Source organism: Marinobacter shunpengi, from assembly GCF_045449715.1.
Classification (GTDB): Bacteria; Pseudomonadota; Gammaproteobacteria; order Pseudomonadales; family Oleiphilaceae; genus Marinobacter.
This window is the reverse complement of the sequence record NZ_JBJJLA010000025.1, coordinates 95,992-114,267: the sequence shown is the minus strand read 5'-3', so window position 1 is coordinate 114,267 and position 18,276 is coordinate 95,992. Positions and strand designations below refer to the sequence as shown.

Annotated in this window: 21 protein-coding genes; 6 read left to right on the top strand and 15 right to left on the bottom strand. The window is 62.4% G+C overall.

Features of this window, described 5'->3' with window-relative positions:
• Positions 1-63: 63 nt before the first annotated feature.
• Positions 64-1,152 (top strand): sensor domain-containing diguanylate cyclase, encoded by a 1,089-nt coding sequence (locus ACJO3T_RS17980; protein WP_406979377.1) that lies wholly within the window; start codon positions 64-66, stop codon positions 1,150-1,152.
• A gap of 16 nt (positions 1,153-1,168) precedes the next feature.
• Here ACJO3T_RS17980 and ACJO3T_RS17975 read toward each other — a convergent pair whose 3' ends face one another.
• The 5 genes from ACJO3T_RS17975 to ACJO3T_RS17955 all read right to left on the bottom strand — a co-directional run bounded on the left by ACJO3T_RS17975 (position 1,169) and on the right by ACJO3T_RS17955 (position 5,974).
• Positions 1,169-2,389 (bottom strand): MFS transporter, encoded by a 1,221-nt coding sequence (locus tag ACJO3T_RS17975; RefSeq protein WP_406965083.1) that lies wholly within the window; start codon positions 2,387-2,389, stop codon positions 1,169-1,171.
• An 86-nt stretch (positions 2,390-2,475) separates the two neighbouring features.
• Positions 2,476-3,006, bottom strand: a complete 531-nt coding sequence (locus tag ACJO3T_RS17970; protein ID WP_406965082.1) for an Mpo1 family 2-hydroxy fatty acid dioxygenase — start codon at positions 3,004-3,006, stop codon at positions 2,476-2,478.
• A 104-nt stretch (positions 3,007-3,110) separates the two neighbouring features.
• Positions 3,111-3,458, bottom strand: a complete 348-nt coding sequence (locus ACJO3T_RS17965) for a YdbL family probable chaperone protein (RefSeq protein WP_406965081.1) — start codon at positions 3,456-3,458, stop codon at positions 3,111-3,113.
• A gap of 29 nt (positions 3,459-3,487) precedes the next feature.
• On the bottom strand, positions 3,488-3,685 hold the full coding sequence (locus tag ACJO3T_RS17960; protein WP_406965080.1) for a YnbE family lipoprotein: 198 nt from the start codon (positions 3,683-3,685) through the stop codon (positions 3,488-3,490).
• A gap of 63 nt (positions 3,686-3,748) precedes the next feature.
• Positions 3,749-5,974: an intermembrane phospholipid transport YdbH family protein gene (locus ACJO3T_RS17955; protein ID WP_406979376.1), complete on the bottom strand. Its 2,226-nt coding sequence runs from the start codon at positions 5,972-5,974 to the stop codon at positions 3,749-3,751.
• Positions 5,975-6,083: 109 nt separating this feature from the next.
• Between ACJO3T_RS17955 and ACJO3T_RS17950 the strand changes: the two genes are divergently transcribed.
• A complete protein-coding gene (locus ACJO3T_RS17950) occupies positions 6,084-6,491 on the top strand; it encodes an NINE protein (RefSeq protein ID WP_406965078.1) in 408 nt (135 codons plus the stop codon).
• A 25-nt stretch (positions 6,492-6,516) separates the two neighbouring features.
• Here the strand turns inward: ACJO3T_RS17950 and ACJO3T_RS17945 are convergent, their stop codons facing one another.
• The 3 genes from ACJO3T_RS17945 to ACJO3T_RS17935 form a co-directional block, all read right to left on the bottom strand.
• Entirely contained in the window at positions 6,517-8,403 is a 1,887-nt protein-coding gene (locus ACJO3T_RS17945) for a DUF3857 domain-containing protein (protein ID WP_406979375.1), read from the bottom strand.
• Positions 8,400-9,038, bottom strand: a complete 639-nt coding sequence (locus ACJO3T_RS17940; protein WP_406979374.1) for a hypothetical protein — start codon at positions 9,036-9,038, stop codon at positions 8,400-8,402. The genes ACJO3T_RS17945 and ACJO3T_RS17940 overlap by 4 nt, the downstream gene beginning before the upstream one ends.
• 169 nt (positions 9,039-9,207) lie before the next feature.
• Positions 9,208-10,146: a glutathione S-transferase family protein gene (locus tag ACJO3T_RS17935; protein WP_406979372.1), complete on the bottom strand. Its 939-nt coding sequence runs from the start codon at positions 10,144-10,146 to the stop codon at positions 9,208-9,210.
• Positions 10,147-10,418: 272 nt separating this feature from the next.
• Here ACJO3T_RS17935 and ACJO3T_RS17930 point away from each other — a divergent pair, with 272 nt between their 5' ends.
• Positions 10,419-10,955: a fasciclin domain-containing protein gene (locus ACJO3T_RS17930; protein WP_406965072.1), complete on the top strand. Its 537-nt coding sequence runs from the start codon at positions 10,419-10,421 to the stop codon at positions 10,953-10,955.
• A 147-nt stretch (positions 10,956-11,102) separates the two neighbouring features.
• On the opposite strand, the gene ACJO3T_RS17925 is transcribed toward ACJO3T_RS17930, so the two are convergent.
• Together ACJO3T_RS17925 and ACJO3T_RS17920 are read right to left on the bottom strand one after the other, a co-directional pair.
• Positions 11,103-11,663, bottom strand: a complete 561-nt coding sequence (locus ACJO3T_RS17925; protein ID WP_406965071.1) for an LOG family protein — start codon at positions 11,661-11,663, stop codon at positions 11,103-11,105.
• A 59-nt stretch (positions 11,664-11,722) separates the two neighbouring features.
• The gene (locus tag ACJO3T_RS17920; protein ID WP_406965069.1) at positions 11,723-13,150 is read right to left on the bottom strand and encodes an aminotransferase-like domain-containing protein; all 1,428 of its coding nucleotides are present in this window, start codon (positions 13,148-13,150) and stop codon (positions 11,723-11,725) included.
• 179 nt (positions 13,151-13,329) lie between these two features.
• Here ACJO3T_RS17920 and ACJO3T_RS17915 point away from each other — a divergent pair, with 179 nt between their 5' ends.
• Complete coding sequence (locus ACJO3T_RS17915) at positions 13,330-13,620, top strand: hypothetical protein (protein ID WP_406965067.1); 291 nt, start codon at positions 13,330-13,332, stop codon at positions 13,618-13,620.
• Positions 13,592-14,407 (top strand): PhzF family phenazine biosynthesis protein, encoded by an 816-nt coding sequence (locus ACJO3T_RS17910; RefSeq protein WP_406979370.1) that lies wholly within the window; start codon positions 13,592-13,594, stop codon positions 14,405-14,407. The genes ACJO3T_RS17915 and ACJO3T_RS17910 overlap by 29 nt, the downstream gene beginning before the upstream one ends.
• A 155-nt stretch (positions 14,408-14,562) precedes the next feature.
• Here the strand turns inward: ACJO3T_RS17910 and ACJO3T_RS17905 are convergent, their stop codons facing one another.
• The 5 genes from ACJO3T_RS17905 to ACJO3T_RS17885 all read right to left on the bottom strand — a co-directional run bounded on the left by ACJO3T_RS17905 (position 14,563) and on the right by ACJO3T_RS17885 (position 17,651).
• Positions 14,563-15,180, bottom strand: a complete 618-nt coding sequence (locus tag ACJO3T_RS17905) for a TPM domain-containing protein (protein WP_406965064.1) — start codon at positions 15,178-15,180, stop codon at positions 14,563-14,565.
• A 38-nt stretch (positions 15,181-15,218) separates the two neighbouring features.
• On the bottom strand, positions 15,219-15,977 hold the full coding sequence (locus ACJO3T_RS17900; RefSeq protein ID WP_406965062.1) for a TPM domain-containing protein: 759 nt from the start codon (positions 15,975-15,977) through the stop codon (positions 15,219-15,221).
• Positions 15,977-16,594, bottom strand: a complete 618-nt coding sequence (locus ACJO3T_RS17895) for a LemA family protein (RefSeq protein WP_406965061.1) — start codon at positions 16,592-16,594, stop codon at positions 15,977-15,979. The genes ACJO3T_RS17900 and ACJO3T_RS17895 overlap by 1 nt, the downstream gene beginning before the upstream one ends.
• Positions 16,595-16,742: 148 nt before the next feature.
• The gene (locus ACJO3T_RS17890) at positions 16,743-16,952 is read right to left on the bottom strand and encodes an acetyltransferase (RefSeq protein WP_406979368.1); all 210 of its coding nucleotides are present in this window, start codon (positions 16,950-16,952) and stop codon (positions 16,743-16,745) included.
• 84 nt (positions 16,953-17,036) lie between these two features.
• The gene (locus tag ACJO3T_RS17885) at positions 17,037-17,651 is read right to left on the bottom strand and encodes a YgjV family protein (protein ID WP_406979366.1); all 615 of its coding nucleotides are present in this window, start codon (positions 17,649-17,651) and stop codon (positions 17,037-17,039) included.
• A 228-nt stretch (positions 17,652-17,879) separates the two neighbouring features.
• Between ACJO3T_RS17885 and ACJO3T_RS17880 the strand changes: the two genes are divergently transcribed.
• The gene (locus ACJO3T_RS17880) at positions 17,880-18,242 is read left to right on the top strand and encodes a DUF4398 domain-containing protein (RefSeq protein ID WP_406965057.1); all 363 of its coding nucleotides are present in this window, start codon (positions 17,880-17,882) and stop codon (positions 18,240-18,242) included.
• The last annotated feature ends 34 nt before the right edge of the window (positions 18,243-18,276 follow it).

Below are 18,276 nucleotides of genomic sequence, written 5' to 3'. Positions count from 1 at the left end.
GCCAGAAAACTCATGTCCGTCTCTCCTTCCAGACCCACGCCGCAACCCCACTGGGTCGTCCACATGAACCGGCGCAACCGGAGCTGGTCATTTGTCGCCGTCTTCCTGACGCTGGCCAGTCATGTCTGGCTACAGCAGCTGTCCCCGTGGCTCTACCCGGCACTGGCCCTGAGTTTTCTCCTGTGGCCCCAGCTGGCCTACCTGCGGGCCCGTCAGGCGGAGAACTCCATGCATTCGGAGATCAATAACCTGGTCATCGATTCCGTCATCTTCGGACTGTGGATCGCCGGCCTGGGTTTCCCGCTGTGGATCACGTTCATCCTTGCCATCAGCACCACCATAAACCTGATGGTGTTCCGGGGGCCACCGGGGGTGTTACACGCCCTCGCCGGACTGGCGGGCGGGGTCCTGTTCGGCGGCCTCTATGCCGGTTTCCGGTTCCTGCCGGATACTCACTGGTTCACCACCGTGCTGGCCGTAACCAGTATTTCCCTGTATCTGTTGCTGGTGGGTTATGTGTCCTTCAGCCGCAACCAGGTGCTTTATCACTCCCGGGAACAGCAACGCCTGACGGAACGGGAGCTCAAGCAGCAGATCGCGGAAAACCGCCAGCTCCAGGAAAAACTCCAGGACCAGGCCAACCGGGACCCGCTGACCGGCCTCTACAACCGCCGTTACCTGGACGACAGCCTGCAGCGGGAGATCAGCCGCTGCCTGCGTCAGGGGGATCCGCTCAGCCTGGTGCTTATCGACCTGGATCACTTCAAGGCGGTCAATGATGACCATGGCCACAACGCCGGGGACCTGGTGATCAGCCAGTTGGCCCTGGCGTTGACCACCCTGTCCCGGGCCAGCGACATTGTCTGCCGTTTCGGTGGCGAGGAGTTCCTGGTGGTATTGCCGGGGACCGGGCTGGAGGCCGCCGAGGCCCGGGCCGAAGAGTATCGGCGCGTGTTTGAGAGTACCCCGGTACCGGTGGACGGCGCCACCCTGTCGGTAACGCTGTCGGCAGGGGTCGCCTGCAGTTACCGGGAGATCGCGCCGGAAGAACTGATCCACCTGGCGGACCAGGCCCTCTACCAGGCCAAGGAAACAGGCCGCAACCGGGTAGTCAGCCAGGCGCCCCTGACCGATGAAACCCAGACGGCCTGAAGACCCGTGAGCCTGATCAGTCCCCGGGCGATTCACCCACCGCCCACTGTTTGGGAAAACGCCGGATCCTCAGGGTCAGGAAAACCCCCAGTAACAACACCAGGAAGGTAAACCCGAAGGCCACCCGGAAGCCGCCGCCCTCCTCGATCAGCCAGCCGGAGACCGCCGGGCCGATCAACTGCCCGGTGGCGAAAAACACCGTGACGAAACTGAAGGCAATGGGAATATAGCGGGGCGCCACCTGGTCCGTGGCACTGGCCTGTATCAGGGCGAACATGCCATTCACGGACAGCCCCATGACCAGGAAGTGCAGGAAGAAGGTCACCAGGGACTGGTCCACCAGCGGCAGCCCCATGGCCAGGGTGACCAGGGCCAGGGAGCTGGTGAGCGCATTGCCCCGCCCCCAATAGTCCGACAGCCAGCCCCACAACGGACCCGCCGCAATGGACAGCAGGCCCGTCATGGCCATGAAGGCGCCGGCCGTGGCCTCACTGTGCCCTTCCGACACCATGAAACTGACCATGAAAATGGCCTGCACGATGTAGGTCACCCCGATGATGCCGTACACCGTGGCCACCGTGATCACACGACCATTACGGTAGATCAGCCACTTGTCGGCGGAGGGGGGAGACCCGGCCCCGGCGGTGGCCAGCCGTGGCGGGTCCTTGGCAAACACGGTGACCAGTACCGCCACGATCAGGGCCACAACGCCGAAAATGCCCCAGCTTACCCGCCAGCCATTATTTCCGAACCAGTCGGTCATCAGTGGCACCAGGGCCCCGACCAGCAGCATGCCCAGACCCACGCCGCTGGTCATCAGGCCGATCACCAGGCCCCGCTTTTCCGGGAACCAGGTGGCCAGCAGTGACACCATGGGGGCGAAGCTGAAGGCGGTGCCGAACCCCAGCAGGGCCATCAGCGCCAGCAGCCAGCCATAGTGGGAGGCCACCGTCAGCCCCGCAAAACCCACGGCAACGGAGACCAGGCCGAAGACGATGGTGAGCCTGGCCCCGAACCGGGCGGCGGCTATCCCGCCCGCCAGCACGAACGCCAGGTAGCCCAGGGCGGTAATGGTGCCGAGGATGCCGGCCTGCTGGTAGCTCAGGCCCAGGTCCGCTTGCATCGGCGGCAGTATCAGGCCATAGGCCATGCGGGCAAAGGCAATCACCACGAGGCTGGTCAGCAGGCCGCAGACCACCATGATCAGCAGGTGGGGGCGTTCCGGGTTTGGAGACATCGGGACTTCCGTCGGCAAAAGGGTGGAAGACGCCCCGCCATCATGGTGACGGGGCGTGGTGGATCAGCAATGGTGCCGAACGATCGCTAGTGGCTGGCAGCCGTCCGGTCGTGACCGTTATGCACCGGGCCGGCGCGGCGGTCGATCTCCTGTTGCAGGGATTTGCACAGGCCGAACCCGAAGGCCGCCTCGGCCACCACAAACAGCGGGCCGATCAACAGGCCCACGAGGTCATCCACAAACGCGGGTTTGCGGCCCTCGTAGTAGTGCCCGATAAACTGTGCAACCCAGCCCACCACGAACAGGCCGATACCCCAGGCCAGCCATGCGGTGGTGGACAGCGCCGCTACCTGCATGCCGGCCCAGACCGCCAGGGCCATGAGCACGGCCATCACCAGGCCGAACCGGAGGTCCAGCACCAGGTAGTAGACCACGCTGGCCAGGGCAATGAACCAGATGGGCGCCATGGTGATGCCCGCCACCTCGAAGGCCGGACGGGCCAACAGGATGGCGATAGCCACCACGATCATGGGGATTCCGATGAAATGGGTGATGATGTTGCGACGGTCGCGATGATAGCTGGCATAGTTGGCCAACTGGTCGGTTATTGTTTTCATTGGGGGCACTCCTGATCAGGGGACCGGCCGGAACCTTTCCGACCGGCGCAGCCATTGATCAAGATAGCTGCCTACAGGAATAAATACCAGCCCCCGCGCCGATGCTATTTGCGTACCCAGCTACCATCCACCTGGATGTATTCGCCGCTGGGCGTCTTCTCGATCGCCTTCTTGCCGGCGACTGCTTCCACCTCACTGACGGCAATACCATGTTTCTCCGCAATACGGGCGTATTCCATCCGGCGTGCATCGTTGATGGCCTTCACGATTTCGGCGGCATCGCCCCCCGGTGAGACCACCCCCAGATAACCGGTGGGCATTTCCCCCACCAGGCCCTGGCTCTTGGCTTCAGTCAGGCGACCCTTGGCCTCATCCAGTGACATCGCCATGGCGGGCAGGGCCAGAAACAGGGTCATGACCAGTGTGGTTGCGACTTTCAGCAGTGTCATCATGCAGCTCCTTGAAACCATTCGAATCAGACTCAGAACAGGCCCTGGTCAGTGAAGAGTTCATCCACTTCCCGGTCCACCTTGACGTAGATCTCATGCTGGATCTTAACGTTCAGATTTACCGTGATCGGCTCCTTGGGAGCCGCCATCTGGACGGTTGGGGTACAGGCTGTCATCAGGGCGGTCAGCACCACCGTGACCATCATCGCTCCCGCGCACGATCTGACCATAGAAACATCTCCTTGTGGGGTTTGGCCCGACATGGCCGGGCAACTTGTTCGCTATTCAGAGGCTCACTGGGTTTCGACACCTTCCTGCATCAACCGTTCACGAACCCGCTCCTTCACCGCCTCGTTGACTCGACCGCTCAGTTGCAAGCTGGTCATCAGTGCCGGTATGTCCTCCTGCAGGTTGATATTGAGCACGACCGGACGGTCGCTGTCCACCTCCGGGCTGGATCCCCTGAGTTTCAGGTCCAGCAGCAGCGTGCCATCCTCACCATAGTTGATGCCACTTTCCAGCAACCGGTAGTGAAAGTTCTCCATGGCCCGGGCCACCAGCGCCATGGCGGCGTTCCCCTGCACCATGCCCCGGAGCTTGTCCGCCGGCAGTTGCAGGCGCCCGCCCGGCGGCAGGGCGGTAATCCGGCCATCGTCGATACGCACACCCTCCGGCCCCACCACTACCGGCAGCCGGCCTTCCAGGGTGCCCTCGCCGGCCAGGCCCTCGGTGGGGTAGAGGTTCATCAGGGCAGACAACTGCATACCCCGCACATCCACTGGCACCCGCAGGGGCATTTCCCCCAGGTTCCAGGTGGTGGTTTCCGGGATACTCAGGCTGCCACCGGCAAAACCGGCCGACGCCTCGGTCAGGGTCAGGCGGCCCTGGCCCGGTGCGCCGGTGTCCGCCTCGTAGTCGCCCCCAAGGCGAATGGGACCGATGGGCACACCCGGATTGAGGCTCGCCAGTTCGAGCGATTCCGTGCTTACCGACAGACGGTCCCCCTGCCACCGGCCCCGAACCTGGCCGGACAGCTCCTGCCAGGCCATCGTCCGGTGCAGGCCCGATGCCTGGTCGAACAGGATCTCACCGGAGATATCGGGACTCCCCTGCGGTGGCATGGCCAGGTTTGCGGCAACGTCAACGCGGCCCTTATCCAGGGTCAGGGATTCCGGCCAGGCGGCAAGCGTCTGTGCCAGGTGGTTGGCCTCGTCGTCCGGCGTGAGGACCATGGACAGGTCCGCCTCCAGTGCCCCGCCGGCGTCTCGCTCCACCTGGAAGGGCATGACAGCCCCGGCGGCATTGCCCAGTTCGCCGTCGGCGATCAGCGCCTGCCGCCAGCGCACGTTCGCCACCATCTCCCAGGCCTGGGTAACCAGTCCCGGATAACGCAGTTCTTCCGCCGAGAGCGCCAGGGGACCCTCGGCGCTGAACTGGCCATCATCGAGCCTGACCACCAGGCCCCCGGCCGAGAGGGCCACTCCGTCCAGCCACATCAGCGTGTCCCAGCCGAAGGCGTCCATATGGCGTACCCGGACCGTGGCGCCGGAAGCCAGGGTCAGCCGGGCGTCGGATGGAGCGACCACACCGGTTACCGGCAGGTCCGCCCGCAGGTCCTTCAACAGCCATCCAGACTGCGTCCAGCGTTCCAGGGCGGCCGTCAGCCGCCCCCGGGTAATGTCCAGGCGCCAGGGGTCTCCGGTATGCAGCACCACCTCACCCTCGAATGCAGGCCCTGCCCCGCCCTCGGACGTAAGCGCCACGTTCATCGGCCACTGGCCGGGGGTCGGCTCTCCCCCGGGGGAAAACCGCAGGGTGGCGCTGGCGGGCACCAGCCGCTCCAGTTCCGCTGCCATGGATCCGGGCAGCCATGGCCGGATACCGCTGATCCGCACCTCACCACCGGTGATGGTGCCCGCCCGTGCCCCGGATCCGAGGCGGACATCCCCCTGGATAGCCAGGGTATGATCGTCCCGGGCCAGGGTGGCATCCACCTGCGCCCGGGCCCGTTCATCTTCCCGGTGGAACTCAAGCTGCCCCTGGAAACGACACCGCGATCCCTGGCAGGGAAAGGACGCCTGCAACGACTCGATCTCCAGGTGACGGGGCAGCCAGAAGGGCATGGTATCCGGCAGGGTCAGTTCCAGGGCGTTGGCGCCGCGACCGGTGGGCGAGGTCGGGGCTGGAGACGGAGAGGACGATGATGGCGGCTGGAGACTGCCCGCCTGGGTGATACGGGTAGGGCCGGTCACCAGGGTGTCCAGTTGCCAGTCCAGCCAATCCAGCGTGAGGCGGGGATCGGCGGCTTCCAGGGACAACGAGCGGCCATTGCCGGACCAGACCAGCTCCACGGAGCGGAAGGCAATCCGGTTCCAGCCAAGGTCGGTGCCGGAAAATTCGATGCGCTCGATGCCCAGGTCCGCCAGCCGGGCCTGGACCAACGACCAGCTACCCCAGGCAATACCGGCCAGCACAAGCAGGATAATCAGCAGGACGCGCAGGCTGCGACGGATGGTCAAGTCAAGGAGCCTCCCTCACACAAAACAGCATCCTACCAGCATAGCGATAGCGGTATCGCCCTGAAAATGATTATGATGAGCCGAACTTCCGGACGCATCAGGAGCTCCCATGGATATACAACGTACCGGCAATACCCACAGTGTTGTGATCGGCTACCTGCTCTGGATCTTCGGATTTCTCGGCTCCCACCGTTTCTATTACGGCAAGCCGGTGACCGGCACCATCTGGTTCTTTACCCTGGGGCTGTTATTTATCGGCTGGATTATCGACCTGTTCCTGATTCCCGGCATGGACCGGGAAGCGGACCTGCGTTACCAGGGTGGCGAGACCAGCTATAACGTCAGCTGGATCCTGCTGACGTTCCTGGGGGTGTTCGGTGTCCATCGCATGTACATGGGTAAGTGGATCACCGGGATTATCTACCTGTTCACAGGTGGCCTCTTCTTTATCGGGGTGCTGTATGACTTCTGGACCCTGAACGAGCAGGTCACCCTCAAGAACCGCGAGAGGTGGTAGTCAACGCCCCTTCGACACCGTGGCGCTATCGAAGGGTGCCGGTAAAGTCCAGCTTCGCCTCCCGCGCCATCAGTTCCAGCAGCTCCCGCAGTTCCGGCTGTTTCTCCGGGGGCACGTCCTGGCGGGGGACATCCAGCACACTGGTGACCCGGAAACGGCCACTGCCAACCGTTTCCACCGTCCGCGACAGGCGGCCGAAGCGGTGCTGGAAATCCAGTTCCGCCGGCGGGTCCTGCAGGGTCCATACGTCGCCCAGGTCCACATCGAAACGGCTGGTCACCCGGAGACCCGCGAACTCTGCCCCATACCTCTCATTGGTCGGATACATGCTTTCCAGCTCCGCCTTTAGCCAGGCATCGTATTCGACGTACTCCAGGTCGGTATCCACTGGCAGGAACGACGGGTAGTCCACACTGGACGATACGGTCAGTTCCGGGGACAGGGCGTTGACCTGGCCGAAATCAAACTCCGGCACAGCCAGGTCACTGATCACCGAGGCATACTGCTCCCGTGCCCATTCCAGCCGTTCACCGGAGGTCCGGCCCGCCAGCATTGAGCGCATGGAGCCCGCGTAGGCGCCGTGATAGGAACGGACCTGTTTCTCCGCCTGGCCGCCGTTCGGCAGGAAGGTCAGTTCGGTGCTGACATCCAGGGTCCAGCGGTAGTCGTCACGGGGGATAATCGTCGGCGTCTCGTTGGGACGCAGCGGCAGAGCCACCCGGCCCTGGATCCAGGCCGGCGTGCTGCCGGCATCCGTATAGGCATCGGTGGCGTCCATGCAGGTGGTGCCATCCAACAGGTCCAGGCAGATCACCATGTGGTCAAAATACCCCATGGAGGGCACCCCCAGCGTCTCCGGATCGCCCTGATCGGTGGCCACCAGCACCGGATAGGGATCATAGCCCAGTTCAGTCAGCAGATAGGTCAGCAGGGCGGACTTGTCCTTGCAGTCGCCGTACCGGGACCTGAGCACGTCCGCAACGCTATGGGGGGTAATGGTGTTGCCATGCTCGGACAGCGAGACGTAGCGAATGTCCCTGGCCACGAAATCATGGACCCGGGACAGGCCCTCGGCCGCCGACGCACCCTCCGGTACCAGCCGGGCCAGCAGCGCATCGGCCCCGGTCACGTCGTCGGTGGCCCTGGCAAACTCCGTGCGGGCGCGGCTGACCACATCCGACCAGGTCATGGGAGCGGCGAGCACGATCCGGTCCAGAGTGTCGGCGATCGACATGCCGTCCTCCCACACCGCCGATGGCAGGTTCCGCCCCTTGCAGGTCAGCTTTCCGGGGGTCTCCCGGCAGCTCACCAGATCGCTGGAGTTGGTCCATTCCGGCGCCTCCTCCCCTTCCCAGCTTACCGACAGGCGGAAGTGCTCCAGGGGTCGGAACCACTGCGGGTACCAGGTTTCCAGCCAGGGCATTTCCTGGGCCCGGCGGTCTTCCACCAGTTCATACTCCAGCAGCGTCACGGACCCGGCGCCAATGCCGGGAATGGTCAGCACCGCCTGCCGGGAATCGGTAAAGATATTGTCCTGCTGCACGTTGGTCACCCGCACCGTGTCGGGGTCCATCTCCCGCAGCTCACCATAGCGGTCAATGGACGCCGCCGTATGGATGGTGAGGGTGTCGGAGTGCTGGTTGAAGGTTATGGTATCGGTACCATAGTCATGGGCATCCGCCGTGTCCGAATAGAACCACACTTCCCGGACACGCTTGCGGACCTCATCTTCACTGACATGGATCCGCACATCCTGTACCAGCAGGGTGAGCTGATCCGGCAGGCGCTCCCGGGCCTGGACATTCTCCGCGTACCAGCCGAGTATGGTGGTATCCGGCTCCCCCCACTGAACATTGCCACTGGCCGACACACTGGCCAGCAGCAGGATCCCCAGGATCATCCATTGCTTCATGGTGCTTCGAAGCCTCCTACCATCACCCGCATTTCCGGCTCCAGCCGCCCGAAGGAGCCTTCGGGGGTATTCAGGTAGCCGAGCATTTCATGGACACCCTGGCCGGTTTCCACCACCGTCCCGGCCCACACCGCCGGCTCCCCGGCACTCCGGCCCCAGCAGGTGTAATGGGACACCACGGACAGCGCCCGCCCCGCCAGGGTCCGATGTTCCTCGCAGGCACTCTGGTGCATGTCGTCATGGGCCATGGACTTGCGCCAGGCCACCACCTCGTCCAGCGTGTTGTCGGGAAAGTCGTTGATGACGATATGGGCGGATTCATGGGGACCGCGGAATTCATAGGCCGTATCCTCGTCACCGAAGACACCGGGCTGGATCCGCTCCCAGCCTTCCCCGGCCACGGGGAAGCGGACCTCACCATGATCACCGGTGAAGGTGGTACCCGGGTCCAGGGTCTCCAGGCTGTCCACCGTCGGGAGCTCGATATCGGTGCTGTGGAGAACCCACACAATCAGGGCAACCAGTACCAGCAGAATGATCCACCCGACCACCCAGTAACTGGCCCGGGGCTTCGGTGGGCCGGGGAGATCCAGATCCATATCCAGGGGCTCGGTATCCCGGACGTCGGCTTGCATCGGCGGTTTCCTTCCGTGGCTGGTGATAAGCGGCAAACAGGGCCCCTGGAAGGTTACCTGTTTGTCATCATCGCATCCATGCGTCAGCGAAAAATATCAAAAACCGGATCAATTTCCCGCCATCAAGGCCTGGATCATGATCCGGTTCACAGTTCTCCCGCACTCCGGGTTATTTTTCAGGGCTGATGCGGAACCCGTATCGGGGGAAATGCACATGGACCTCACCGGCCCGCTCATCCTCGCGACGGATAACAATCTCCTCCGCGTCCTGATACACCAGGATTCCAGCTACCGGATCCACACCGTAATCCACCGCTGAGACCGTGACTGACGCCCCCACCTTCGCACCGGCCAGGTCTTCGAAGCCGGTCTCCGACAACGGTTCGGGATCGGTGTTGCGGGCAATCTCGACGGCGTCGGCCGCATCCAGCGCGGAGGCCTCGCCATGGCCACAGGCGGCCACCGCGTCCATCCAGGACAGCACCTGGGGATAGGGGTCCAGCAACTCCGCGATGGCCCGGTTGCCCCGGACAAACCACAGGGCGTGGTAGTAGGCGAAATCAGCAACGCAGGGCTCCTCGCCCAGCAGGAAAGTGCCGCTGTCCGCCAGTTGCTGCTCCAGCCGGCCCAGCAGCGTCGGCCATTGGGACAGGGCCTGGGCGGGATGCAACGGGGTGGCACTGCCGCCCTCAAACAGCTTCTTGCGGTCCGCCTGGAACGCTTTCTTCACGTCATCCGGCGCCCCCTTGAAACGTTCGGCCACGGCGTGGGGCTGGAAATTCAGTGCCACCCCGTGCTGAAACATGACCTGGTCGGCAAAATGCGCGGTGCTGGCCGCCACGGCCTCCTTACCTTCCGGATACAGGGCCGGTAATGGCTGGATGCGGTCCAGTTGGCGGGCAATCATGGCGGTATCGCAATAGATATCCGCCCCCACCTGCATCACCGGGGTCCTGCGGTAGCCACCGGTCAGGGCCATCAGGTCCGGTTTCGGCATGATTCTCGGGATCTCCACCGACCGCCAGGCAAGACCTTTGAAGCCCAGCATCATGCGGGCCTTCTCGGCAAAGGGGGAAGCGTCGTAGTGGTGCAGGATGATATCGCTCATGGGGGCTCCTGGTTGACATTGGCACACTGGCCGGTTGCGTTATGCAACCACTTTAGCGGGATAAAGCGTTAACAACCAGACCAGGTGACCGGATCGGGGCCATCTCCGTTCCGACAACTGATAGACCAACCGCCATTACAGTTTGTCAATGTTAGGCATCTCATTCTGGCGATCCGCCGTATATCTCCTAGCATGGATAATGTGAATAACGTGAAACATGCGTAATTCAATGATCAGGGTAAATGCCGTACTAAATGGAGAAAGGAGTAAACATGAACATTCGAGGACTGTCTGCAACAGTTATTGCTTGTACTGTGTTTTCCATCCCTGCGTATGCTGATAACCATGGAATGGACGACAAGAAAACCGTTGCTGAACTTGTGGCAACATCCGATGAGCACACCGTGCTGGAAACCGCGATTGAGGAATCCGGGTTGTCGGCAAAACTGAACGGTAAAGGCCCGTTCACCCTGCTTGCACCGACCGACGAAGCGTTTGACGCATTGCCGGAGGGAACCCTGGATTCTCTGCTTATGTCGGAAAACAGTGACAAGCTCGAATCCATCGTTGGCTATCACGTTGTGGAAGGCCAGTTGATCCCTGGCTCAATGATCCTGATGCTCATTGAGGCTGGCGACACCCGTGGCTCTGTGACCATGCTGAACGGAGAACAACTGTTCATCAACAAGGAGAGCGATGGCAGTGTCACGCTTGAGGATGCTGAGGGTAACAAGACAAGCGTGATCAAAGCGGACCTGAAGGCCAGTAACGGCGTCGTGCACGTTATCGATCACGTCCTGATGCCCTGATCACCAGGTTATTGGAAAAGCAATCACCTACTATCACCCCGCCCCACCCAAGCAGTGGGGCGGTTCACTTCACGCATCAAGCCAATTGACATGCAATCATGGCAGTCTCTCAATAGAACGCATTGATGGCCAGACCGGATAACCGGATCAGGTCCACTTCCATTCCGGTGGCTGGTAACGCATCAGCGCCTGCAGCAGCGGCTCGGGTTGATCCTCCACCACCAGCATCTGGCGATGATGGGGTTTGAGGAAGCCGGAATCCGCCATGGTGTTCAGGAACGACAGCAACTGGTCGTAGTAACCAAAGGCGTTGTAGAGGGCACAGGGTTTGTCGTGGTAGCCCAGTTGCGCCCAGGTCCAGGCCTCGAACAGTTCATCCATGGTGCCGGGGCCGCCGGGCATGGCCACAAAGGCATCCGCCAGTTCGGCCATCTTCGCCTTGCGTTCGTGCATGCCGGAGACCACCTGCAGATCCGTCAGCCCGGGGTGGGCCAGTTCCCGGTTCTTCAGCGATTCCGGGATCACCCCATAGACCCTGCCACCACCAGCCAGTACCGCATCGGCCACCTCCCCCATCAGGCCGACCTTGCCGCCGCCAAACACCAGGTCAATACCCTGGCCGGCCATGTAGCTGCCAAGTTCCCGGGCACTGTGGGCGAAGCGCTCGTGGTTACCGTGGCTTGATCCGCAAAACACTGCAATTTTCATGGTGGCGACTCCGAAGGCTGAAAGCGATAAGCGGCCATACTGCCACGGCTCCGGAGCCTTCACAATCGGGCGGTGGCACCCTCCCGCCGGGTTTCCGTCGCCAGTTGGCCCAGGGTGCGAATGGCCTCCTCGATCCGTGGTGTCCAGGGATTGGCAGCGTTCAGCCGCAGGCAGTTCTCGAACTTGCCGGTGGTGGAGAACATGATGCCGGGCGCCACGTTGATGCCCCGCTCCCGCGCCAGGCGATAGACGGTGGTACCGGAACAGCCGTCCGGCAATTGCACCCAGACCACGAAGCCACCACTGGGGCGGGTCACGGCGGTACCCTCGGGGAAATACCGGGCCACTGCCGAGCGCAGCCGTGCCGTGGCGTCCCGGTAGACCCGGCGTACCCCCCTCAGGTGGCGGTCGTAGCCGCCCTGTTCCAGGAAGTGAGCCACGGCCATCTGCGGCAGGCTGGCGGTGGCCAGGTTGGTAAAGTACTTCTGCTGACGCACCGCCGAAAAATACCGGCCCGGCGCAATCCAGCCCAGGCGCAGGCCCGGGGAGATGGTCTTGGAGAAGGAACTGCAATAGATGACATTGCCACTACGGTCGAAACTCCTGGCCGGCCGAGGCCGTTCACCGGAATGGGCCAGGTCACCGTAGATATCGTCCTCGATCAGGGGGACACCGGCATCAGCCAGCAACGCCACCAGCTTGCGCTTGTGATCGTCGGACAGGCGCATGCCCATGGGATTACTATGGTTGGTCACCGCGACGCAGGCCTTGATGGGCCACTGCTCCATGGCCAGTTGCAGGCCTTCCAGGCTGAGGCCCTCGGAGGGATGGGCGGGAATCTCGATCACCTTCAGGCCCACGATCTCGAGGGCCTGGAGGATACCAGGGAACGACGGCGACTCCACGGCCACGATATCCCCCGGCTCGGTCACTGCCCGCAGGGCCAGGATAATGGCTTCCTGGGCGCCGTTGGTGGCCAGGATCTCGTCCGGCGATACCGCCACGCCCAGGGCCACCATGCGCTGGGCCACCTGCCGGCGGAAAGCACTCTTGCCGGGGAAAGCGTAGTCCAGGGTGTCCAGGCCATGGCGCGCTGCCCAGATGGACGCCTGCTGAATCTGGCGGATGGGCAGGTAGTCCGGGTGCGGCACCGCCGTGGCCAGGGGCACCAGGCGCCGCTCCTCGTCGGAGCACAGGTCCATGGTCATCTCCCGGGCACTGACGGGCGAAGGCCCGGCGTCATGGCTGGACATGGCCGGCTCCGGCGCATCCACCGGGGGCACCCGCACGAAGTAGCCGCTGCGCTCCCGGGGTTCCAGCAGGCCCCGCCCCTCCAGGGTCTGGTGAGCCTGCAGTACCGTGGCAATGCTGACGCCAAGCTGCCGGCTGAGCACACGCACACCCGGCAAGCGCTCGCCATCCCGATAGACGCCGTCGCGGATCAGGTTTTCCACCTGGTCCGCCACCTGATGATAGAGAGTATCCATGGCACTATCCTTCCACAGTCCGGGAGCAAAGACGCAGTACAGTTACTGGCCGGAACAACCGGTACAGTTCGGATGACCGATTGCTCTGTACCGGTTCAATATCAGTTTAGCTGATTCTGTTATGGCAGGCTCGATAGCGGGACACTGGGTACCCAGACCACAGGAAAGGAAGCTGTCCCATGAGACCATCACCAAAAGCATCCCGCCCCCATCGCGGGGACCTGCTACAGGTACAGTCCGGCCCCAGTGTTGTGCCCGCCGATCCGGAGGCCAGGCTGGAACGGATGGGCTTCCGGGTGTCACGGCGCCCCGACGGGCACTGGACCGTGACCGGTTCCTCCCCGTTGCCGGAGCTGCACTTCTACAGCCGGATCGAGCTGGGGCGTTTCCTGCTCGGCAAGGCAAACCACTATCACCAATGGCTGAACTGGAGACAGCACCATGACAGAACTACCCCTCTATCAGGTTGATGCCTTTACCGACCAGGTCTTCCGGGGCAACCCCGCGGCGGTGATGCCGCTGGAGCAATGGCTGCCCGAGGATACCCTGCAGGCCCTGGCGCTGGAGAACCACCTGTCGGAAACCGCCTTCCTGGTGCCGGAACCGGAAGGCAGCGAAGCGGACTTCCACATCCGCTGGTTCACTCCCGGCGCCGAGGTCCCCCTGTGCGGCCATGCCACCCTGGCCAGCGCCAGGGTGCTGTTCAACCGCCTGGATTGGCCCCGGGAGAAGATCCGCTTCCACTCACTAACCGGGCCGCTGTCGGTATCCCGCAAACCGGGAAACTGGCTGGAGCTGGATTTCCCGGTCCTGGAATACCAGTCGGTGCCCACGCCGGATATCCTCAGCCGCGCACTGCCGGGAGTGCCTGAACCGGTCTATGAGGTGCCCCGGGACACCAACCTGCTGGTGATTCTGGAGGATGCCAACGCCGTGCGTAACACCACCCCGGACCTGTCCATCCTCAAAAAGCTGGGCGACCAGGGGCTCATCGTCACGGCGCCGGGCGATGACTGTGATTTCGTCAGCCGCTATTTCGCCCCGGGCATAGGCATCGACGAGGACCCGGTCACCGGCTCCATCCACAGCGTACTGACGCCCTACTGGTCGGAACGCCTGGGCAAGCAGAAATTGCTGGCCCGCCAGCTATCCGCCCGGGGTGGGGAGTTACGCTGTGAACTGGCCGGCGACCGGGTGAAGATTGCCGGGCAGGCGGCGTTCTATATGGAAGGAACGGTTCATTTACCAAGCCGGTAAATCACTCGTCCATGGGGAACCCGCTTTCTCGAAGTAGACGCCCTGTTTCGCTGACTCCTCCAGGGAGTCAGCGAATGCCAGGTCGTGAGTGGATGGGCGTGGCACTTCTTCAAACGCCGGCTTAGGGCTTCAACCGGGGGTTCTACCTGATGAACTCAGGGCAAAACCACCAGATGGTTGGGTAGCTGATTGCGTTCGTGGGTGGCCGGGACCTGTGCTTTCAGGTGCGTACCACAGGCTTCGATGCAGTCCAGGAAGCCCTGGCAGGTGTTTCCCTGGCGGACCTGCCGGGTAAAGTTCTCCACGATGCCTTCCCAGACCTTATTGTCCACCTTGGCCGAAATACCCTGGTCTACCAGGATTTCCACATAGCGCTCTGCCTCTGAAACGAAAATCAGCACACCGGTGCTATCCTTCGTATGGTGCAGGTTCTGCTCCAGGAAATGGCGACGGGCGAGATTGGAGGCGCGCCAGTACCGGACATGACGCGGGATCAGCATGGTGTTGATCTTCGGGATGCGGAACAGGGCACCCAGCACCAGAAAGACACCCCACTGCACCAGTAGCAGCGTGTGGACGCCAAACCACTCGGTGAAGTAGTTGACCAGCCCGGGCACCAGCAACGCCACGATCCCTGCCCATACCAGCGGGATATAGGCGTAATTATCAGCCTGGCGGGCCAACACGGTGACCAGTTCGGCATCGGTTTCCCGTTCGACCGCGTTGATGGCGGCCGCCACCTGGTCCTGTTCAGTCCTGGTTAATAACGTCATAGATCGCTCTTGCTCTCAAGATAATGTGTCAACACAGGTTACCAGCCGCCGGAGGCGCCGCCGCCGCCAAAGCCACCACCACCGCCGCCGAAACCACCGCCACCAAAGCCGCCACCGCGACCTCCCATACCGGATCCCAGCAGCGCCCCGGCAATCAGTGCGCCCCGGCCGCGACCGCCACGGCCGCCGCCTCCACCGACGAGGGAGATGAACGAGACGATGATGACAAAGAAGAAAACCACCGCCAGCAGGTTCGGCTTTTCAGCAGGATCCCGTCCTGTCTGACCTTCTGGCACGGCCAGTGGCTCGCCCCCCAGCACCTGGATCATGGCTTCGGCACCCGCAATAATGCCCTGGGAGAACTCCCCCTGGCGAAAGGCCGGGGTGATGATCCGGTTGATGATGGTGGACGAAGCGGCATCGGTTAGCTGACCTTCAAGGCCGTAACCCACTTCGATGCGGATAGCACGTTCTTCTTCGGCGACAATCAGCAGTGCACCATTATCTTCGCCCTCCTGGCCGATACCCCAGTGGCGACCGAGCTGGTACCCGAAATCTTCAATGGGATAGCCCTGCAGTTCCGGCAGGGTAACCACAACCACCTGATTGGTAGTAGCTTCCTCGTGGGCTGCCAGCATGCTGGTCAGTCTGGACTCAGCGTCCTGGGACAGCATCCCGGCCTGATCCACGACTCGCCCACTCAGTTCCGGAAAATCCGGCGTGGACTGTGCCCAGGCCGGGGCCTGGAGCAGCAACAGCGCAATAAACGCAATGCAGGGGCGCAGCAATACCTTCATCAGAACTCAACCTGTGGCGCGTCTTCGGCGTTTTCGGTGGTTGCCTCAAAGTTCTCCCGCAGCTCCATGTCGCCGTAGAGCAGGCTGTGCCAGATTTTTCCGGGGAAGGTTCGGATTTCCGTATTGTACCGCTCGACCGACTGGATAAAGTCACGCCGGGCAACGGCAATACGGTTCTCGGTGCCTTCAAGCTGCGACTGCAGCGCCAGGAAATTCTGGTTGGATTTCAGGTCAGGATAGCGTTCGGAAACCGCCATCAACCGGCTCAGGGCACTGCTTAGCTCGCCCTGGGCCTGCTGGAACTGCTGGAGTTTCTCGGGGTTGTTGAGGATGCTCTCATCCACCTGAATGGAGGTGGCCTTTGACCGGGCCTCAATCACGGCCGTGAGAGTCTCCTGTTCCTGGGCGGCAAATCCCTTGACGGTTTCCACCAGATTCGGCACCAGGTCGGCACGACGCTGGTACTGGTTTTCCACCTGGGACCACGCGGACTTTACCTGTTCATCGTAGGTGGGAATGTTATTGATCCCGCAACCGGTCAGCAGCGACACAAGGGCCAGCAGCGATGTCAGTTGCCAGAAGGTCCATGAACCGGACCGTCTTTTCAGGTTTGTCATGGTTCAGCGCATCCTGTTCATAGCGAAAGGCACAGGCCGGCTCAGGCCAGCCTGATATACCGTGAGGGTTTCTTACCATAACACCTCACATCCGCCGGGTCGCGAACCACTTGTTAAATCAGAAAATTCATCAGATGGGACACCAGGATTACTTCCGTCGATAATCCGGATCCCTCCAGCATTGGGGCAAGGGTTCGCCGGAGGGAAAGACCAGTGCAGTCTTGGCGATGGGCTCGGGATCCTGGGCCTCTTCACCGTAGTGCACGCTACCGGTGACTTCGGGCTCATTGGGGTCGAAAAGGATCTTGATATCACTGATTTCCACCAGATGACCGGTGGATTTCTCTGCCAGGAGCATACAGGTTCTCCTCTGTAAGAGGCGGGATAGCGAGTGGTGTTCCTATCACTCTGGTTCCGAAGCACCGATTCTGCAACCCGCTGATCAGCCGCCGTAATCCCGGCAATCGGAAATGTTAGCGGAAGGGGATGAGTCAGCGGTCGTGCTCGGACCGACCTTGTCCACCGGCACCTCCGGGTAGCGTTTCCTGGCCCGGGCCATGCGGATGATGGTGACGATGTTGGTAACAAAGATCAGCCCCTCGGCAAGGCTGCCCCCGATGGAGCCAATGATCAGGTTATTGAGCATCCAGGCGAACGCCGCCAGCCCCAGGACGACACGCATGGCAATGCCCCGCAACAGGAACATGGCCACCGTGCCCAGGGTCGCGGCGGTCAGCGGAAACACATCAACCCAACTGCGCCAGGTCAGGGCCGCTGCCACCAGGTTGGCCGCCAGTACCGCCCACATGACCCACTGGCTGCCGGTGAATCGCCGGGCCAGCACGATGCGCACGATCACCAGCACCGTCAGCGCGGCGGCAGTCCAGCTACTGAAGAAGACGAACTGGAGCGCGAAGGCAACGTTGGCGGATATCAGCAGCACCAGCAGGCGGTCATCGTTCTTGCTGGAGAAGGCAACCAGGCAGATGGCCAGGGCCACCAGCCCGAAGAACTGACCGGCCAGGATGGCGGGGGACAGGCTTTCCAGGTCGGGCATGACGCTCCCCATGTTGAATGTATGGGCTGAAGGCCCCGGATCGCCTTCCGGCCAGATCGTTCGTGAACATTACCAGATCCGTCGATGACCCTGTGATCATTGCACAACCGTCATGGTCTGGCAGGACGATTTCGAGTCGTTTACTGCTACGCTTTCCGCCAGTCTGGCAGCGTTTGGATGCCCGCGCCGCCACTATTGCCGGCAACCCCCAACACAAGGAGACCGTGCATGTGTTCCCGTGTTATTTCCCTTCTGCTTTTCGGTGCCCTCCTCGCCGGTTGCGCCACGGACCCCGGCCCCAAACCGGAACAGGAAATGGAAGCGGCTCATAGCGCCATTGAGTCCGCTGACAGTGCCGGTGCCCGGGATGTGGAACCCGCCTTGATGACCGAAGCCCGGGACAAACTGGAGGCCGCTGGAACACTGATAGAAGAACAGCGCAATACAGAAGCCCGCCACTTGCTGGAACAGGCGGCGCTGGACGCCCAGCTCGCGGAAGCCCGTGCCGATACCCAACAGGTGAGAAACGCCCTGGGCGACCTGCAGGCCAGCATCGATTCGCTGCGCCGCAACCTGGAAAACCAGCAGTAACCCGCCGCCATGTGTACCGTTCAGACTCACAGGG

Coding starts and splice junctions, on each gene's coding strand:
- ACJO3T_RS17900 (WP_406965062.1), bottom strand. CDS start 15,977: ATGAAGGTATTGCTGCGCCCCTGCATTGCGTTTATTGCGCTGTTGCTG.
- ACJO3T_RS17895 (WP_406965061.1), bottom strand. CDS start 16,594: ATGACAAACCTGAAAAGACGGTCCGGTTCATGGACCTTCTGGCAACTG.
- ACJO3T_RS17935 (WP_406979372.1), bottom strand. CDS start 10,146: ATGAGCGATATCATCCTGCACCACTACGACGCTTCCCCCTTTGCCGAG.
- ACJO3T_RS17905 (WP_406965064.1), bottom strand. CDS start 15,180: ATGACGTTATTAACCAGGACTGAACAGGACCAGGTGGCGGCCGCCATC.
- ACJO3T_RS17925 (WP_406965071.1), bottom strand. CDS start 11,663: ATGAAAATTGCAGTGTTTTGCGGATCAAGCCACGGTAACCACGAGCGC.
- ACJO3T_RS17960 (WP_406965080.1), bottom strand. CDS start 3,685: ATGGTCAGATCGTGCGCGGGAGCGATGATGGTCACGGTGGTGCTGACC.
- ACJO3T_RS17880 (WP_406965057.1), top strand. CDS start 17,880: ATGTGTTCCCGTGTTATTTCCCTTCTGCTTTTCGGTGCCCTCCTCGCC.
- ACJO3T_RS17945 (WP_406979375.1), bottom strand. CDS start 8,403: ATGAAGCAATGGATGATCCTGGGGATCCTGCTGCTGGCCAGTGTGTCG.
- ACJO3T_RS17885 (WP_406979366.1), bottom strand. CDS start 17,651: ATGCCCGACCTGGAAAGCCTGTCCCCCGCCATCCTGGCCGGTCAGTTC.
- ACJO3T_RS17920 (WP_406965069.1), bottom strand. CDS start 13,150: ATGGATACTCTCTATCATCAGGTGGCGGACCAGGTGGAAAACCTGATC.
- ACJO3T_RS17910 (WP_406979370.1), top strand. CDS start 13,592: ATGACAGAACTACCCCTCTATCAGGTTGATGCCTTTACCGACCAGGTC.
- ACJO3T_RS17950 (WP_406965078.1), top strand. CDS start 6,084: ATGGATATACAACGTACCGGCAATACCCACAGTGTTGTGATCGGCTAC.
- ACJO3T_RS17980 (WP_406979377.1), top strand. CDS start 64: ATGAACCGGCGCAACCGGAGCTGGTCATTTGTCGCCGTCTTCCTGACG.
- ACJO3T_RS17970 (WP_406965082.1), bottom strand. CDS start 3,006: ATGAAAACAATAACCGACCAGTTGGCCAACTATGCCAGCTATCATCGC.
- ACJO3T_RS17975 (WP_406965083.1), bottom strand. CDS start 2,389: ATGTCTCCAAACCCGGAACGCCCCCACCTGCTGATCATGGTGGTCTGC.
- ACJO3T_RS17930 (WP_406965072.1), top strand. CDS start 10,419: ATGAACATTCGAGGACTGTCTGCAACAGTTATTGCTTGTACTGTGTTT.
- ACJO3T_RS17940 (WP_406979374.1), bottom strand. CDS start 9,038: ATGCAAGCCGACGTCCGGGATACCGAGCCCCTGGATATGGATCTGGAT.
- ACJO3T_RS17965 (WP_406965081.1), bottom strand. CDS start 3,458: ATGATGACACTGCTGAAAGTCGCAACCACACTGGTCATGACCCTGTTT.
- ACJO3T_RS17915 (WP_406965067.1), top strand. CDS start 13,330: ATGAGACCATCACCAAAAGCATCCCGCCCCCATCGCGGGGACCTGCTA.
- ACJO3T_RS17890 (WP_406979368.1), bottom strand. CDS start 16,952: ATGCTCCTGGCAGAGAAATCCACCGGTCATCTGGTGGAAATCAGTGAT.